Origin of the sequence: Amphritea atlantica (assembly GCF_024347255.1) — a bacterium.
Classification (GTDB): domain Bacteria; phylum Pseudomonadota; class Gammaproteobacteria; order Pseudomonadales; family Balneatricaceae; genus Amphritea; species Amphritea atlantica.
In genome coordinates this window covers 1,592,330-1,608,087 of sequence record NZ_AP025284.1, presented here as the reverse complement: position 1 = coordinate 1,608,087, position 15,758 = coordinate 1,592,330, and the positions used below count along the sequence as shown (strand labels likewise).

The 15,758-nt window shown below is 52.0% G+C and carries 15 protein-coding genes; 8 read left to right on the top strand and 7 right to left on the bottom strand.

The features are described 5' to 3' along the window. The first annotated feature begins 119 nt into the window (after positions 1-119). Complete coding sequence (gene lipA / locus OCU43_RS07255) at positions 120-1,055, top strand: lipoyl synthase (protein ID WP_091352846.1); 936 nt, start codon at positions 120-122, stop codon at positions 1,053-1,055. An 89-nt stretch (positions 1,056-1,144) separates the two neighbouring features. After that, positions 1,145-2,089, top strand: a complete 945-nt coding sequence (locus OCU43_RS07250; RefSeq protein WP_091352844.1) for a homoserine kinase — start codon at positions 1,145-1,147, stop codon at positions 2,087-2,089. A gap of 1 nt (position 2,090) precedes the next feature. Here the strand turns inward: OCU43_RS07250 and OCU43_RS07245 are convergent, their stop codons facing one another. From OCU43_RS07245 to OCU43_RS07225, 5 genes are all read right to left on the bottom strand, one after another. Continuing rightward, positions 2,091-2,978 (bottom strand): TraB/GumN family protein, encoded by an 888-nt coding sequence (locus tag OCU43_RS07245; RefSeq protein ID WP_091352841.1) that lies wholly within the window; start codon positions 2,976-2,978, stop codon positions 2,091-2,093. Between the two features lie 23 nt (positions 2,979-3,001). Continuing rightward, positions 3,002-3,289, bottom strand: coding sequence for an antibiotic biosynthesis monooxygenase family protein (locus tag OCU43_RS07240; protein WP_091352838.1), 288 nt, complete (start codon positions 3,287-3,289; stop codon positions 3,002-3,004). A 134-nt stretch (positions 3,290-3,423) separates the two neighbouring features. After that, positions 3,424-4,506, bottom strand: coding sequence for an alanine racemase (gene alr / locus OCU43_RS07235; protein WP_091352836.1), 1,083 nt, complete (start codon positions 4,504-4,506; stop codon positions 3,424-3,426). 75 nt (positions 4,507-4,581) lie between these two features. Continuing rightward, positions 4,582-4,968, bottom strand: a complete 387-nt coding sequence (ridA, locus tag OCU43_RS07230; RefSeq protein ID WP_091352833.1) for a deaminase RidA — start codon at positions 4,966-4,968, stop codon at positions 4,582-4,584. Positions 4,969-5,171: 203 nt separating this feature from the next. Beyond that, a complete protein-coding gene (locus OCU43_RS07225; protein ID WP_091352830.1) occupies positions 5,172-6,431 on the bottom strand; it encodes a D-amino acid dehydrogenase in 1,260 nt (419 codons plus the stop codon). A gap of 173 nt (positions 6,432-6,604) precedes the next feature. Here OCU43_RS07225 and OCU43_RS07220 point away from each other — a divergent pair, with 173 nt between their 5' ends. Further along, positions 6,605-7,102 carry an Lrp/AsnC ligand binding domain-containing protein gene (locus OCU43_RS07220; protein ID WP_091352828.1) on the top strand — a complete coding sequence of 166 codons (498 nt, stop codon included), beginning with the start codon at positions 6,605-6,607 and terminating at the stop codon, positions 7,100-7,102. 24 nt (positions 7,103-7,126) lie between these two features. Here the strand turns inward: OCU43_RS07220 and OCU43_RS07215 are convergent, their stop codons facing one another. Further along, positions 7,127-8,032: a LysR substrate-binding domain-containing protein gene (locus OCU43_RS07215; protein ID WP_091352825.1), complete on the bottom strand. Its 906-nt coding sequence runs from the start codon at positions 8,030-8,032 to the stop codon at positions 7,127-7,129. A 134-nt stretch (positions 8,033-8,166) separates the two neighbouring features. Here OCU43_RS07215 and dsdA point away from each other — a divergent pair, with 134 nt between their 5' ends. The 4 genes from dsdA (at position 8,167) to OCU43_RS07195 (ending at position 13,056) form a co-directional block, all read left to right on the top strand. Then, positions 8,167-9,489: a D-serine ammonia-lyase gene (dsdA, locus tag OCU43_RS07210; RefSeq protein WP_091352822.1), complete on the top strand. Its 1,323-nt coding sequence runs from the start codon at positions 8,167-8,169 to the stop codon at positions 9,487-9,489. 210 nt (positions 9,490-9,699) lie between these two features. Beyond that, positions 9,700-11,052, top strand: coding sequence for an alanine/glycine:cation symporter family protein (locus OCU43_RS07205; RefSeq protein ID WP_091352819.1), 1,353 nt, complete (start codon positions 9,700-9,702; stop codon positions 11,050-11,052). Positions 11,053-11,231: 179 nt separating this feature from the next. Continuing rightward, on the top strand, positions 11,232-12,323 hold the full coding sequence (locus OCU43_RS07200) for a M14 family zinc carboxypeptidase (protein WP_217647366.1): 1,092 nt from the start codon (positions 11,232-11,234) through the stop codon (positions 12,321-12,323). After that, a complete protein-coding gene (locus OCU43_RS07195; protein ID WP_091352816.1) occupies positions 12,316-13,056 on the top strand; it encodes an alpha/beta fold hydrolase in 741 nt (246 codons plus the stop codon). The genes OCU43_RS07200 and OCU43_RS07195 overlap by 8 nt, the downstream gene beginning before the upstream one ends. Before the next feature lie 11 nt (positions 13,057-13,067). Here OCU43_RS07195 and OCU43_RS07190 read toward each other — a convergent pair whose 3' ends face one another. After that, a complete protein-coding gene (locus OCU43_RS07190) occupies positions 13,068-14,000 on the bottom strand; it encodes a LysR family transcriptional regulator (RefSeq protein ID WP_091352814.1) in 933 nt (310 codons plus the stop codon). A 177-nt stretch (positions 14,001-14,177) separates the two neighbouring features. Here OCU43_RS07190 and aptA point away from each other — a divergent pair, with 177 nt between their 5' ends. Continuing rightward, entirely contained in the window at positions 14,178-15,497 is a 1,320-nt protein-coding gene (gene aptA, locus OCU43_RS07185; RefSeq protein ID WP_091352811.1) for an omega-aminotransferase AptA, read from the top strand. Positions 15,498-15,758 lie beyond the last annotated feature (261 nt).

Sequence of the window (15,758 nt, the reverse complement as noted above, 5' to 3'; positions counted from 1 at the left end):
TAATAAGGTCGACACAGTCAGTCGGGTGACGGAGAACAGGCCCAGCATAACCGCCAGGCGCTTCGTCACCGGCTACACAGCACATGACACAGATTTAGACGCAGCGGAGGCCTCCCCAGATGGCGATGATTCCTTTAAAAGAGCTGAAAGGCGAATCAAAAATGTCCCGTCTGCGGGAAAAACCCGATCCCACCCGGGAGCGACTACGTAAGCCGGATTGGATCCGCATCGATTCGCACTCCAACGCCAATGTTAAAAAAGTTAAGCAGCAGCTTCGCGAACTCAATCTGCATACTGTATGTGAAGAAGCCTCCTGCCCTAATCTGGCTGAGTGCTTCAGCCACAAAACAGCAACCCTGATGATCATGGGTGCTATCTGTACCCGGCGGTGTCCATTCTGCGATGTCGCTCATGGCCGGCCGATGCAACTTGACCCGGATGAGCCCAAGAACGTCGCCCGCAATATCGCTCAACTGGGACTACGCTATGTGGTAATCACCTCAGTAGACCGGGATGACCTGAAAGATGGCGGCGCAGGCCACTTTGCCGAGTGCATTAAAGAAGCAAGAGCCCTGAATAAAGAACTGAAGGTTGAAATACTGGTGCCGGATTTCCGGGGCCGGATGGATATCGCTCTGGAAAAGCTATCGGAGCAACTGCCCGATGTGCTCAACCATAATCTGGAAACAGTGCCCTCCCTTTATAGCAAGGTACGTCCCGGCGCTGATTATTTCTGGTCACTGAATCTGTTGTACCGCTTTAAACAGCTGCATCCACAGGTGGATACCAAATCCGGCATTATGGTCGGGCTGGGTGAAACCCAGGAAGAGGTCGTTAAGGTGATGCAAGATCTGCGGGCTAACAATGTCGATATGATCACGATTGGTCAATACCTGCAACCGAGCAAGCATCATCTGGCCGTGGAACGTTATGTCACGCCTGAAGAGTTTAAGGAGTATGAACAGATTGGTTATCAGCTGGGCTTTAAAAATGTCGCCAGCGGCCCGATGGTGCGCTCTTCGTATCATGCGGACCTTCAGGCCCAGACAGTTTAATTAAACCGTATAAATACTCTGAACACACTACAACTGAACACCGAATAACAGGGTTGTCACCGACGACCGAACGAGTAAAGGAACTGACGATGTCTGTTTACACACCCGTCACCCGGGAGCAACTTGAAAGCTACCTGCAACAGTACAACGTGGGCAAGCTGATCGATTTTCAGGGCATTGAAGCCGGTGTGGAAAACACTAACTATTTTGTCACCACCACAGAGGGGCCGTTTGTCCTCACGCTGGTTGAATCGATCAGCAGCGATCAGCTCCCCTTTATTCTTGATTATATTGAGCACCTGACACAGCATGGCGTGGCCTGCGCTAAGCCGATCCACCTGAATGACCAGCGTCTGTCCGGGCAACTCAATGATCGTCCTGCCGTGCTGATGTCCCGGCTGGCTGGCAGCCCATTACAAACCCCCAACGATCAGCAAGCCAGTGTTATCGGTGTAACACTGGCGCAGATGCATCAGTTGGCAGAGCAACTGGAAAACAAACACACTATCGATATCCACCAATGGTGTTCAGATCTGGGGACAAAACTGATGCCTCATCTGGCAGAAGATGAGCAGCAGAGCCTTCACTATAATCTGATGGATTCCGGACATATCCCCTGGGAAAGCCTGCCAGCCGGCCCTATCCATGCCGACCTGTTCCCCGACAATGCACTGTTTGAGGGCGACAAACTCTGTGGCCTGATCGATTTCTACCACGCCTGTTCAGCCCCCTATCTGTATGACCTCTGTGTCACGCTGAATGCCTGGTGTTATGACGAGCGCACATCCGAATACGATTTCAACAAAGCGTTACTGATGCTCGACAGCTATCAGTCGGTTCGCCCACTGAATAGTGATGAACAGCGCAGTTTCAGCACCATGTTACAGGTTGCGGCAATGCGTTTCTGGCTGTCCCGATTGAGGGATATCCACTTCCGCAAGGAGGGTGAGGTTGTCACCCGTAAAGATCCACAAGGTAAACTGCAACTACTGAAACTCCTGTGCGGGCACCAACAGCTGAAGATGACCGGCTGAATCACTCAGCGACCGGCTCAACCCGATAACCACGCTGCTGCAACTGATTAATAAGCCCCTCTTTACCGGCCAGGTGACCGCTGCCCACCAGCACAAACTCCACCGGCCGGTCACGCAACATAGCATCGATCTGCGGCAGCCATTGCTGATTTCGGTCGACCATCAGGGCACGAAAACTGGCGGGCGATTCGCGACGCATGTCATCAATAACCAGATGTTCAAGATCAGCCAGACGGCCACCCCGCCAGGCAGCCACCATCTCGTTGATGATCCCGCCAGACTGGTCCAGTTCATCCAGAGAGATCCGCATGAATTTTTCTTCATCACCGGCGCCCATACCCGACAACAAGCGGATCTGCTGCTCCACCGATTCCAGCCCAGCGACGGGTTTGCCATCCGCAGTGGCCCGACTGTGATAAAAGTCATCAATACCCTGCGCGTCCACGCCTATCTGTTTCAGGTTAAGCATCGTCAGAGTAATAACGATGCCCGAGGGACGCAACCGATCCAGAGCCTCTGCCGGCAAACCATACTGAGTCCAGACTCTGACGATACGCTGATACAGGGGCGCAGAAACCCGCTTATCCAACCCACTGATCCCCTCAGGGTAACGCACTGCCTGTTGCATTCGCTGCAGCACCTCAGCAGAGTGCAGCTGTTCAAGATCCGTTTCAAAAACCAGCTTATCGGCGTGCTGATAAGCGCGATCAAATTCTGGAGGAAGCGGGTAGTCGCTCTGACGCAGAACATGCAGCGTCCCGCCAACATAGACCACATTATCGCCTGAACTCACCTTCCAGACACTGGTTGCTGCCGTGGCTGTCACTGTAACAACCGATACGACACAAAGCACAACAGCTCTGAACAGCCTCGCTGTAAATCCCACCATAACCCTTTCCTTCCTCTGCAAACTTATGCGCTGTATTCCCGCACCACCTCGACAACCTGAACCCGATATGAGGTATACCACCGGGCTCGCCCCTTTTGCTGAGCTAACCGATGCCCGGCATTCTCTTTCCAGGCACGAATCTGCTCTTTGCTGCGCCAGTATGAGATCGCGATCTCATGATTCCCCTCTGTCACGGCGGTAAACTCCAGGCAACCATACTCCTGCAACGCAAGGTCCCGCATCCGGGCAGCCATCTGGTTGTACTCATCATCTAACTGGGCGATCTCTGCCCGGAAAATCACCGCATACATATCGGTCTCCCTGAATTAACAGTGCTACAGCGCTGTCCCTGTATATCATTTCTTAACGCAGATTACCGCCCGCTGAACAATATAAAACAAAAAACCGGCACGGGGCCGGTTTTAAAACGTCTGATCAACTGCATCTATTCGTTTATGTAACGCTTATGCACCCGACGGGTAATGCCGGTAAACAGCGTATAAGGGATTGTATCGCAGTAGGTTGCAACCTCTGCAGCAGTCACATTTCGTCCCCAGAACTCCACCTCTGTACCGATGCCAGCGTCTGGTATACCGGTCAGATCAACCCCCAGCATATCCATCGACACCCGGCCAATGATCCGCGCGCGCTGACCATTGATCCACACCGGTGTACCGGTGACAGCATGGCGCGGGTAACCATCAGCATACCCAAGGGCAACCGTCCCTACCCGGGTCGGCTTATCGGCAACGAAGTTACCACCGTAGCCGACGCATTCGCCTGGTTGTACATCGCGTATAGCGATGACTTCAGAGGTCAGCGTCATGGCCGGTAGCAGTTTATCAGCCTGCTCCTGCGCTTCCGGGAAAGGTGTCGCACCGTACAGCATCAGTCCGGGACGCATCCAGTCACGACGCGCATCCTGCCAGGCCAACACTGCGGCAGAATTAGCCAGGCAGTGGGGTGCATCCAACCCCTCACTGGCGCGGTTGAACACCGCCAGCTGCTGCTCAGTCGTCGCTTTATCCAGTTCATCAGAACTGGCAAAGTGGGTCATCAAAACGATATCTGATACATTTTCCAGTTGCTGCAAACGCTGAAACGCCGCCTGATAATCATCCGGATGGATACCTAAGCGGTTCATACCGGAATTCATTTTCAGCCAGACCGTAATCGGTTTACTCAGAGAGGCTTGCGCTATCTGCTCTATCTGATACAGGCTGTGCACCGCACACCACATGCCATGTTCACTGATATAGGGCAGCTCACTGACTTCAAAGAAGCCCTCGAGCAGCAAAACAGGTTTTTGTATACCGGCTTCAATCAGCTCGATTCCCTCTTCAATACAGGCAACACCGAATGCATCCGCTTCAGCTTGCAGCGCCCGGGCCACCTTAACGGCGTTATGTCCGTAAGCATCTGCCTTGATAATTGCTGCAGCATTACCCGCTGTATTAAGGGAACGTGCCAGTCGGTAATTCTGTCGGATAGCCTCCAGATCAACCGTAATTTTTGCTGCTCGACTCATGTAACTCTTACCTTAAGCTCTCACTTTTATTCAGATGCCTGCACAACACAGGCATCAAAACCAGAATCCTGCGGCTCAGCCCAGAACCATCACCGCTTCAACTTCGATATCGGCATCTTTTGGTAACGCCTTCACTGCATACGCAGCACGGGCGGGATAAGGCTGATCAAAATAGCGTGCCATCACTTCATTGACCGTGGCAAAATTAGCCAGATCGGTCAGCAGAATGTTCACCTTCACCAGATCATTCATTGAGCCACCCGCTGCTTCAGCCACCGCTTTCAGGTTATCAAACACCTGCACAGCCTGGGCTTCAAAAGACTCAGTAACCATCTCCATGGTTGCCGGTACCAGTGGAATCTGACCCGACATATATACAGTGTTATCGACTTTAACAGCCTGCGAGTATGTGCCGATTGCAGAAGGTGCATTTTCAGTGGCAATAATAGTCTTGGTTGGCATGGTATAAATCCTAAGTAATCGTTCTTAAAATAGTTTGTCAGCACTGGCCCGGAGCATCTCTGCGCTGGCCATTGCTGCTCAGATTGGTTTACTCTCCAGCAACAGAGTGCCGCAGATTATAGCCTGTAATAAAAAGTGAACACAGAGGCAGAAAAGGTGCTTACGAGGTGCGTAAAAGCCCCTGTGTTCAAAACCGTTATTGCTTAATTCTGGCCATAACGGGCGACGGAAAGTCCTTCTGGATCGATATCGGTTTTGTTACCGCTGATGACATCGGCAACAAACTTGCCTGACCCCAGAGACATGGTCCAGCCCAGGGTGCCATGACCGGTGTTCAGATAGAGATTCGGATAGCGTGTCCCGCCAAGAACAGGTGTACCATCCGGGGTCATTGGCCGCAGACCGGTCCAGAACTCAGCATTCTGAATATCCCCCCCGCCGGGAAACAGATCACCCACGGTAAACTCAACATTCTTACGACGCTTCTCCTGCAGCGAGGTGTCATAGGAGGTAATTTCAGCCGTACCACCCACACGAATACGATCATCGAAACGGGTCACTGCAACTTTATAGGTTTCATCCATCACGGTTGAAACCGGCGCTTTGGTTTCATCAACAATCGGCAATGTCAGTGAGTAACCTTTAATCGGATAGACCGGAATCGCAACCCCGACATTAGCCAGTAACAGGGTGCTGTAGCTGCCCAGACACATCAGGTATCGGTCAGCGGTGAATGTGCCCTGACGGGTTTTAACGCCTACAATCTGGTTATCATCGCTGATCAGACCTTCGATCTCAGTATCAAACTTAAATTCGACCCCCAGCTTCTTACACTCTTCAGCCAGCGCGCTGGTGAATTTGAAACAGTCACCGGTCTCATCACCGGGCAGACGCAGGCCACCGACGATTTTCTCTTTAACAAAACCCAGAGCGGGTTCACGGGAAACACAACCGTCACGGTCCAGCAGTTCATAATCGACGCCGCACTCTTCCAGCACAGAGATGTCTTTTGCCGCCGCATCCACCTGTTTCTGGGTGCGGAACAGCTGCAACGTGCCCCCGGTACGGCCTTCATAATCAATTTCGATATCAGTACGCAGATCTTTGAAACAATCGCGGCTATACTCAGCTAAACGCATCATACGGGCTTTGTTGGTGTGATATGAACTCTGAGTGCAATTGGATAGCATCTTGGTCATCCACTTCAAAGTATTGGCATTCACTTTAGGGTTGATCATCAGCGGCGCAAGATCCTGCATCATCCACTTGATCGCCTTTAATGGTACACCCGGTGCGGCCCAGGGAGCGGAATAGCCAGGCGAGATCTGACCGGCATTGGCAAAACTGGTTTCCATCGCCGGTGCGCTCTGGCGATCGATGATAGTAACCTGATGGCCCTGTTTAGCCAGATACCAGGCGCTGGTTACACCGATAACGCCGCTACCCAAAATCAAAATCTTCATTGCAACATACCTATCCGTTTTTATATTTATCACCAACAAATGATTTGACTAGTGTATTGTATCTTTGACAGATTATTTTTTTGTATTTAAACTATTTTCAAAACTATTACCCTGCAAAATAGCGCCTGTTATAAATTTTACCTCCAACCGGAGACTGCGGACGAAGTAACCCTATGAATACAAAACAAAAACGTAAGCTGGATAAGATCGATCTGAATATACTGAGAACCCTGCAGGAAAACGGCCGCATCAGCTATGTCGACCTGGCAGACATTGTTGGTCTCAGTACGACACCCTGCATGGAACGGGTTAAACGGCTGGAAAAGGATGGTTTGATTCAGGGTTATTATGCCCGCATTGATCCTCAGGCAATGGGTTATGGGATGCTGGTTTTTGTTGAGATCTCACTCTCCTACCAGTCACCGGATGCCTTCCTTAAGTTTAATAAAGCGGTAGCGTCCCTGCCCTATGTGCTGGAGTGTCACCTGGTTTCGGGGGATGCTGATTTTCTGATTAAAGCGCGGATTGCCGATATGTCCGAATACCGGGCGTTATTGGGAGAGATGCTGCTGACCCTGCCCGGCGTGAAAAACTCCAAGAGTTATATTGTCATGGAGGAAGTCAAAGAAACTCTCAGCCTGCCAATTAATCCGAGTAGTCCGCGGGGCTAAATAGTAAGTTGACGGCCATTACGCTCAGCCTGGCTGACTGCCAATCTCGATAAGCCAGTCATGCACGGCTTTAATCCTTGGATTATTCAGGGCGCCATGAGCATAAACAATATAATAACGGCAGCGACACTTTTGCTTTGCGTAAGGAGCGAATAAGCGCCCACGAATAATCTCATCCGTCAGTAGCGACTCCCGGGCAATTGCCACGCCCAGCCCTGATTCGGCAGCCTTAATCGCCATATCACCGCGATTGAAGTAGTGCCCCCGGTCAGTTTCAATCGTATTCATGCCACTGGCTCTGAGCCAGTAGCGCCACTCCGAATCGGGTTCGGCATCCGCCCAGGGGGCGGTGTCATGCAACAGTGGTACCCGATTCAGCGCCTCCGGAGTACTCCAGTCAATGTCACTGAAGTACTCAGGACTGACAACCGGAAAAAGATTTTCATTCATCATCAATGAACAACTCAGGCCGGGATAGCTTCCCAGGCCATAATCGATCGCAATATCGAAGTCCCGGTTTTTCAAGTCCAGCAGACTCCCCTCTGCTATCGTCTCGATGCGAATATCAGGATAGCGCTTCTGGAAACCGCCCAGACGCGGAATCAGCCACTTAAATACAAATGAGGGAATCGAACGCAACCTGACACTACCTTTCAGATCGGATCGTTTGATACGACTGAGGCAGTTTTCGATACTCACCAGCGCAGGCCTTACCGTCTCATAAAACTGCAACCCCTCTGCCGTCAGCTCCACCTGTCGAATCTTACGCGTAAAGAGCATAACCCCCACCTGGCTTTCCAGATTTTTGATCTGTTGGCTGACCGCCCCGGGAGTAATCGACAATTCACTGGCCGCCTGACTGAAACTATGTAACCGTGCCGCTGCTTCGAACGTTCTCATGGCCGCGAGAATCTGACTATTAGTATGCATAGGCTCCGTTTTTATTCTTGCTTAGTTTAGTTGAACTTAACCATACAATAGAAATCATCGTTTGTTTAGCCCGACCTAAGATCACAGAATACACCCACTGCACCATACAAACATAACAAACTGCAGAGCGATCTATGGGTAAACTAATTGATACACCACTGGGAAAGGCTCTCAGTACCGGCAAGCCAATACTCTGGCTGAACCCTGAATTACACGCCAAAAAAGCCTGCCACAACACCGAACTCACTCTTTCTGATATCCATCAGGCAGACCAGCGCCTGCGCCGTTGTGCAGCGCTGCTACAACAACTGTTTCCTGAACTCATCAGTAGCAATGGACTGATCGAGTCAGCCCTCCTCTCAGCGACTAACCTACAACAACAGCATTATCCCGAATTGTCAGGCAAACTAATGATAAAAGGTGATCATGCTCTGCCTGTTGCCGGATCGGTCAAAGCCCGGGGCGGCATTCATGAAGTACTCTGTCATGCAGAGCAACTGGCACTGGAACATGGCATCATCAGCGGCTACGACGATAACTACCTTAAATTACTCAGTGCAGATGCTCAGGCACTTTTCAGCCGTCATGAGATAGCGGTCAGCAGCACTGGAAATCTTGGCCTGAGTATCGGCATCATCAGTGCAGCTCTGGGCTTCAGATCGGTAGTACATATGTCGGTTGAAGCGAAGCAGTGGAAAAAACAGCGACTGCGTGACCGCGGCGTTACCGTTATCGAGCACAGCGATGATTACAGCGCTGCCGTGGCTGCGGGCCGGGCCGCCTCCAACGCCGACCCAGACAGCTATTTTGTCGATGATGAAAACTCGCCTCGCCTATTCCTCGGCTACGCCGTTGCCGCCCTGCGCTTGCAACAGCAACTGATTGAACAGCAGATCCCTGTTGATGCAGAACACCCTCTTTTTGTTTATATACCCTGCGGGGTCGGCGGCGCACCTGGCGGTATTAACTTCGGTTTGAAGCAGGTTTTTGGCCCTCATGTGCACTGTTTCTTTGCCGAACCGGTTGAGGCACCCTGCGTACTGATCGGCATGCAGGCTATCGATAAAGAGCACCCGGACTCGGTCTATCAGGTCGGCCTCAGGGTTGACACCGAAGCAGATGGTCTGGCAGTTAGTATGGCGTCCGGTTGGGTCTGTTCTGTTATCGACAATATGCTTAGCGGTATTTTTACCGTCACCGATGATGAACTGTTCAAAAACCTCTTCCGGCTAAGCCAGAGTGAAGGTATTGAGATAGAACCCTCAGCCGCAGCAGGATTTTCAGGGCCTACCTGGCTAACCGGAACAGAACAGGGACAGAACTATCTGCAACAACAACGGCTAAATCACGCAATGCACAACGCCACTCACCTGCTGTGGACCACCGGAGGCCTGTTTGTACCGGCAGAAGAGATGCAGAAATTTCAACAGCGCGGCAATCAACGTCCCACACGGTAAAACCAACCTCTTTTCCCAGCGCTAAGGGGCTGGTTGAAGAGGCCTGAACAACCAGTATTTCAGAATATCCGGGTATAAAAACCAAGGGCGCATCCGCCTGGATTATTTATCCGTTTTTTCAAAAAACGACCATTAAAACGGCAACGTTCCCAGCCGGATACTCAGGTGAAAAGCCTGCTGGAAGGGAACAACAATAATTAAGGAGTTTATATGGAAGCTATCACCTCAGTAATCCACACGATTAACGGTATCGTCTGGGGACCGATGATGCTGGTCCTGATCCTCGGTGTCGGTCTGTTTCTGATGTTAGGTCTGAAACTGATGCCGATTCTCAAACTGGGGACCGGCTTTAAGCTGCTCTGGAGCGGCCGCTCAGCAAAAGGTGAAGAGGCCAATGAGGGTGAAATCCCTCCTTATCAGGCACTCATGACAGCACTATCAGCAACCGTCGGTACCGGTAATATTGCAGGTGTTGCGACAGCCGTTTTTCTTGGCGGCCCCGGTGCGCTGTTCTGGATGTGGTGTACCGCACTTGTGGGCATGGCCACCAAATACGCCGAAGCGGTGCTAGCCGTAAAATATCGTGAGGTTGATGAAGAGGGCAACCATGTCGGCGGGCCAATGTATTACATCAAGAACGGTCTGGGCACACACTGGGCCTGGCTGGGCACCGCATTTGCTATCTTCGGTGCAGTTGCCGCTTTTGGGATAGGCAACACCGTTCAGTCAAACTCGGTGGCCGATGTTATCCATTCCAACTTTGGACTGAATGTCTGGGTAACCGGCGCAATTCTGATGGTACTGGTAGGCGCTGTTCTGATCGGTGGTATCAAACGTATCGGTAGTGTTGCGGGGGCTCTCGTGCCTCTGATGGCGATCGCATACCTGGTAGCAGGCCTCGCGGTTCTGGCAATCAACGCAGATGCAATCCCTGCCGCGCTGAACCTCATTTTCACTTACGCCTTCACTGAAAGTGCGGCTGAAGGCGGCTTTGCCGGCGCTGCAATCTGGATGGCGATCCGCTTTGGTGTTGCCCGGGGTATTTTCTCCAACGAAGCAGGCCTTGGTTCTGCGCCGATAGCGCATGCGGCGGCCCAGACGAAAGACCCTGTGCGTCAGGGTTTGGTCGCGATGCTGGGCACATTTATCGATACCATTGTCATCTGTTCGATTACCGGACTTGTGATCATCACCTCCGGAGAATGGACCTCTGGCGCGTCGGGCGCCGCGCTGACGTCAGCTGCTTTTTCTCACTCACTGCCAGGTATCGGTAATTATCTGGTCGCAATCTCGCTGGCGATTTTCGCCTTTACCACCATCATCGGCTGGTCATTCTATGGTGAGCGCTGCATTGAGTTTCTTTTCGGAGTCAAAGCGATCACCCCCTACCGTGTCCTATGGATTATCGCCGTACCAATCGGTGCCGGCGTCAGCCTTGATTTCATCTGGTTGCTGGCAGATACCCTCAATGCAATGATGGCGATCCCTAACCTGATCGCACTGGCATTGCTGAGCCCGGTTGTCTTCAAACTGACCCGCGAATACTTCGCCGCTAATAAATAGTTTTACAAAGAGATGTTAAAAAGGAGGCCCTGGCCTCCTTTTTCATGTCTGTTAGTTGTTCTACCGGTGACCGATCAGGACATCACAATTTATAGTCCCCTGAAATAAGTCTGTTCATCGTTCTAACTGATTCACGAATTCCGACTACACTTTATTCTGTATCTCAGTGGGAGGAATCGATGACAGAACTTGGACAAGCAGCAAAATTGTCATCTGAGCCGATACAGCGGGTTCATCCCGGCCTGACAGACCGCTGTCTGCCAGAAATGGCGCTGCTGGAGGAGCTGATCTGCGAACATGCCAAACAGCTTAAAGTCCGAACGCTGGCGTTAATAGAGCATCAGTCTGACAGTCAGCACCATCAGCTACCGATCTACAGCCTGCAGTTTGGCTCCGACAATCCAGATGCACCTACCCTGGCATTTGTCGGCGGGGTGCATGGGGTTGAACGGATCGGTACCCGGCTGCTGCTCACCTTTCTCAGTTCACTACTCAAACGTTTAACCTGGGATCGCGGTCTGAACTATGAGCTGCAACACCTGCGGCTTGTTTTCTGTCCTCTGCTCAACCCGTCCGGAATGGCCCTGGGGCAGCGCAGCAACCCTCAGGGGGTCGATCTGATGCGCAACGCGCCTCATAACGCCAGCGATAAAACCACCTGGATGGTGGGCGGTCACCGGCTCAGCAACCGCTTGCCCTGGTATCGTGGCGAAGAGAAAAAACCGATGGAAACAGAGGCGCTGGCGTTATGCGACTGGGTGCATGATGAGCTGTTTAACTCACCCCTGAGCATTGTTCTGGATTGTCATTCCGGTTTCGGGCTGCGCGATCGCATCTGGTTTCCAATGGCCGGTTCCCGCGAACCTCTGCAACACCGGGCAGAACTCGCCGCGCTGGTTCATCTTTTTGAAACAAGCAACCCCCATCATAATTACATTATCGAGCCCCAGCACCATAGCTACCTTACCCATGGCGACCTGTGGGATTATCTGTACCACCAGTCACTCAGCCTGGAGGCGACAGTTTTCCTGCCATTAACGCTGGAGATGGGGTCATGGCGCTGGGTAAAGAAGAATCCGCGACAGTTAACCTCATTTATGGGCCTGTTTAATCCGTTGGTACCGCATCGGGAAAAACGCACCATGCGCCGCCATCTGTTATTACTGGAGTTTCTTATCCGCAGCTGCTGCGCCTATGAAACCTGGTTACCGGTAAGCCCAATGAGCCGACTGCGCTACGAACTTGAGGCAAAGCAACGCTGGTATGGCTGAACAACACTGGATATTACTGCGCGGACTGTGCAGGGAAAGCCGGCACTGGGGAAAGTTCCCACAACAGATGCAGAAACTGCTGCCCGACACCCGGGTCAGCTGTATCGATCTGCCGGGCAACGGAAAACGTTATCAACACCCCAGCCCCACCTCAGTCAATGAACTGATCAACGATCTGCACCGCCGCCACCGCCCTGAACAGCCGGTGTATCTTCTGGGGCTCTCTCTGGGAGGCATGATCGCCTATCACTGGATGCAGGAATATCCGGATGATCTGCGGGGGGTAGTGATGGTTAATAGCAGCCTCTCGCCCTGGAACCCTCCTCATTACCGCTTACAACCCGGCGCCCTGCCAAAACTGGTGCGGGCGATGCTCACAAAAGGTTATCCGCGGGAGCGAACCATCTTTGATCTGACATGCGCATCGCAACGCTATCGAAATGAGTCCCTGTCTTTCTGGCAGATGTACCAGTTGGAGTATCCGGTCAGCTTCAACAATTTTCGCCGCCAGCTGCAATTGGCTATTGCCTGTAGTGCCCAGCCCTACCCGCCCAAAAAACCGGTGCTTCTGGTCAGCGGAGGACAAGATAAACTGGTCAATCCGTACTGTTCAGAGCAGCTCGCAAGCGCCTGGCATTCACCCCATATCAGCCACCCGGATGCCGGTCACGACCTGCCCCACGACCAGCCGGAATGGCTTATTCAACAGATCAGTCAATGGCTCAAAGAATAAACCTGGAGCGCTTACTCCAACGCCTGAATGTGCTGAGTCAGCAGCTCAATAAACAGATCCCTGGGTTTATTCAATGGGCCCGAACGGCGACTGATCGCCGCAACCTGTAGATTATAGAACCGGGTGTCGGGCAACAAAGCCCGCATCCGTCCCTGCTCAACCCACTGCTGAGCAAACTTCTCAGCCAGAAAGCCCACATAAACACCCGATAAAATCATCGTCGCCCGGGTTTCGTAGTAGTAGGCTTCTGCTGCCTTATTCATCTCGGCCAGCTGCATACTCGCTTCAGAGCTGGTCAGCACGCCGGCATGTACCAGCTTACAGGCTTTCAGTGATTCATTAAGCTGCTGCGCATCCTGCTCATGAAACAGCGGATGGCGGTCGCCACAATAGAGCAGTGACTTATCTTTATACATCAGCAGAAAATCCAGCCCCTCGATATCTCTGTGATGGGGAATAAAACCGACATCCGCCTCTCCGTTGATCACCCGTCGCTCAATCTCTCCCAGCGGGGCGGTATCAAAGCTGATATACACATCCGGTGCCAGGGCGGCAAACTCGGCCAGCACCTTATCCAGGCCACAACGCTCATCCAGACTGATGGTATCCGATGTCAGAATTCTCACTTCACCGGTCATCTGCTGGTGCAGGGCGTTAACAGTAGAGCGAAACTCCGCCAGTCGGGAAAACAGCTGTCGGGTGGCGTTGTAGATAGTCAGCCCCTCCTCGGTCAGGGCAAATCCGGAACGCCCCCGCTGACAGAGTTTAAGCTTCAGACGCGCCTCCAGGTTGGACATATGCACCGAGATGGTTGAACGACTGATATTCAGTTCCACCTCAGCCGCAGAAAAACCACCACACTCAACCACCGTTTTAAAAACCCGCAGCAGACGAATCTCATAATCCCCTACCTTGGCCATGCTTTGCAACGCCTTACCCACCATCAGACGACCCTCAAAATAGTTTTATAAACATCAAAGTAAGCATTCAATGTTTGTTATTTATAAGACTTTAACACTAGCGTTACTATGACTCCATAAGGCCACCCTTTAAAAAAACCGTTCTATGCTGAACTGATCTCAGTAACCGGCCATTACTAATAACTTAAACAGGGTTTTCCCATGAGCACGAACATCAATATGGATGCGTTCTGGATGCCATTTACGGCGAACCGGGACTTCAAAAGCCAGCCACGCATTATCCAGCGTGCTGAAGGCGTTATGTATTACACCAACGAAGGTCAGGAAATACTGGACGCCACGGCGGGCCTGTGGTGTGTCAACGCGGGACACGGTCGTAGTGAGATCGCTGATGCAGTCAGCCAGCAACTGCGTGAACTGGACTATGCTTCACCGTTCAACTTTGGTCATGAGATCGGTTTTGAATTTGCCAACCGGCTGATCAGGCACACCCCCACCGGGCTGAACAAAGTCTTCTTTGCTAACTCCGGCTCTGAAGCCGTTGAGTCAGCCCTGAAGATCGCACTGCAATACCACAAGTCACGGGGTAAAGGAGGAAAAACCAAATTCCTTGGACGGGAGATGGCTTACCACGGCGTTAACTTCGGTGGTATCTCCGTTGGCGGCCTGACTCCAAACCGTACTGGTTTTGGTCCGCTACTGCCAGTTGACCATCTGCCACATACTCTGGATATCGCTAACAACGCGTTTAGCAAAGGTCTGCCTGAACAGGGTATCGATAAAGCTGAAGCGCTGGAGCAACTAATTCACTTCCACGGTGCCGACAGCATCGCCGCAGTTATCATTGAGCCAATGAGTGGTGCCGGTGGCGTTATTATGCCACCGAAGGGTTACCTCAAACGGATGCGTGAGATCTGTGATCAGTACGATATTCTGCTGATCTTTGATGAAGTGATCACCGGCTGGGGTCGGCTGGGGTCCGCTTTTGCTGCAGAGGAGTTTGATGTGGTACCGGACATGATCACCTCTGCCAAGGGGATCACCAACGGTGTTATCCCTCTTGGAGCCGTGTTTGTTAAGGATGGGATCCACGATCAGATCGTCAATAACGTAGCGGTCGGAGGTATCGAGTTCTACCACGGTTATACCTATTCGGCGCACCCGGTTGCCTGTGCAGCCGGTCTGGCAACCCTGGATATCTATGAGAAAGAGGGATTACTGACCCGCGCCAGCGGCGACATTGGCACTCACTTTGAAAACCAGCTGCACAGCCTGAAAGACGCTCCTAAAGTGATCGATGTGCGTAACTACGGCCTGGTTGGCGCAGTGCAGTTTGACGCCTCGGTAGCTTCTAACGGCCCGATCGGACTGGACTTCCAGAAAGGCTGCTATAAGCGCGGAGTGATGGTGCGGACAATGGGCAACATTGTTGCGTTCTCCCCTCCTCTGACCATCGAAACCAACCATATCGACCGCCTGGTCAACGTGCTGCGTGAAACCGCAGAAGAGATGTTCGGTTAAGCCCGCCCTGGCGTTTTAAAACCACTGGAGTCGGATGGTCGTCCCCCACCGGAGCCGGTTTTTTATCGGACCTCTTGAAAAAGAGGTCCGCTTTTTTATTTCCCCACCCAACGGCACTCATTGCAACAGGCTACTCTGATTAGCGAGCTTGCTTAGTCCAGAGTCCAGAGTCCAGAGTCCAGAGATAATATTTACCGGTTAACGTTTAAATAACAGTTAACTAACGCCTGACTACCTTCTACTATCGGTTTATCAACAGAG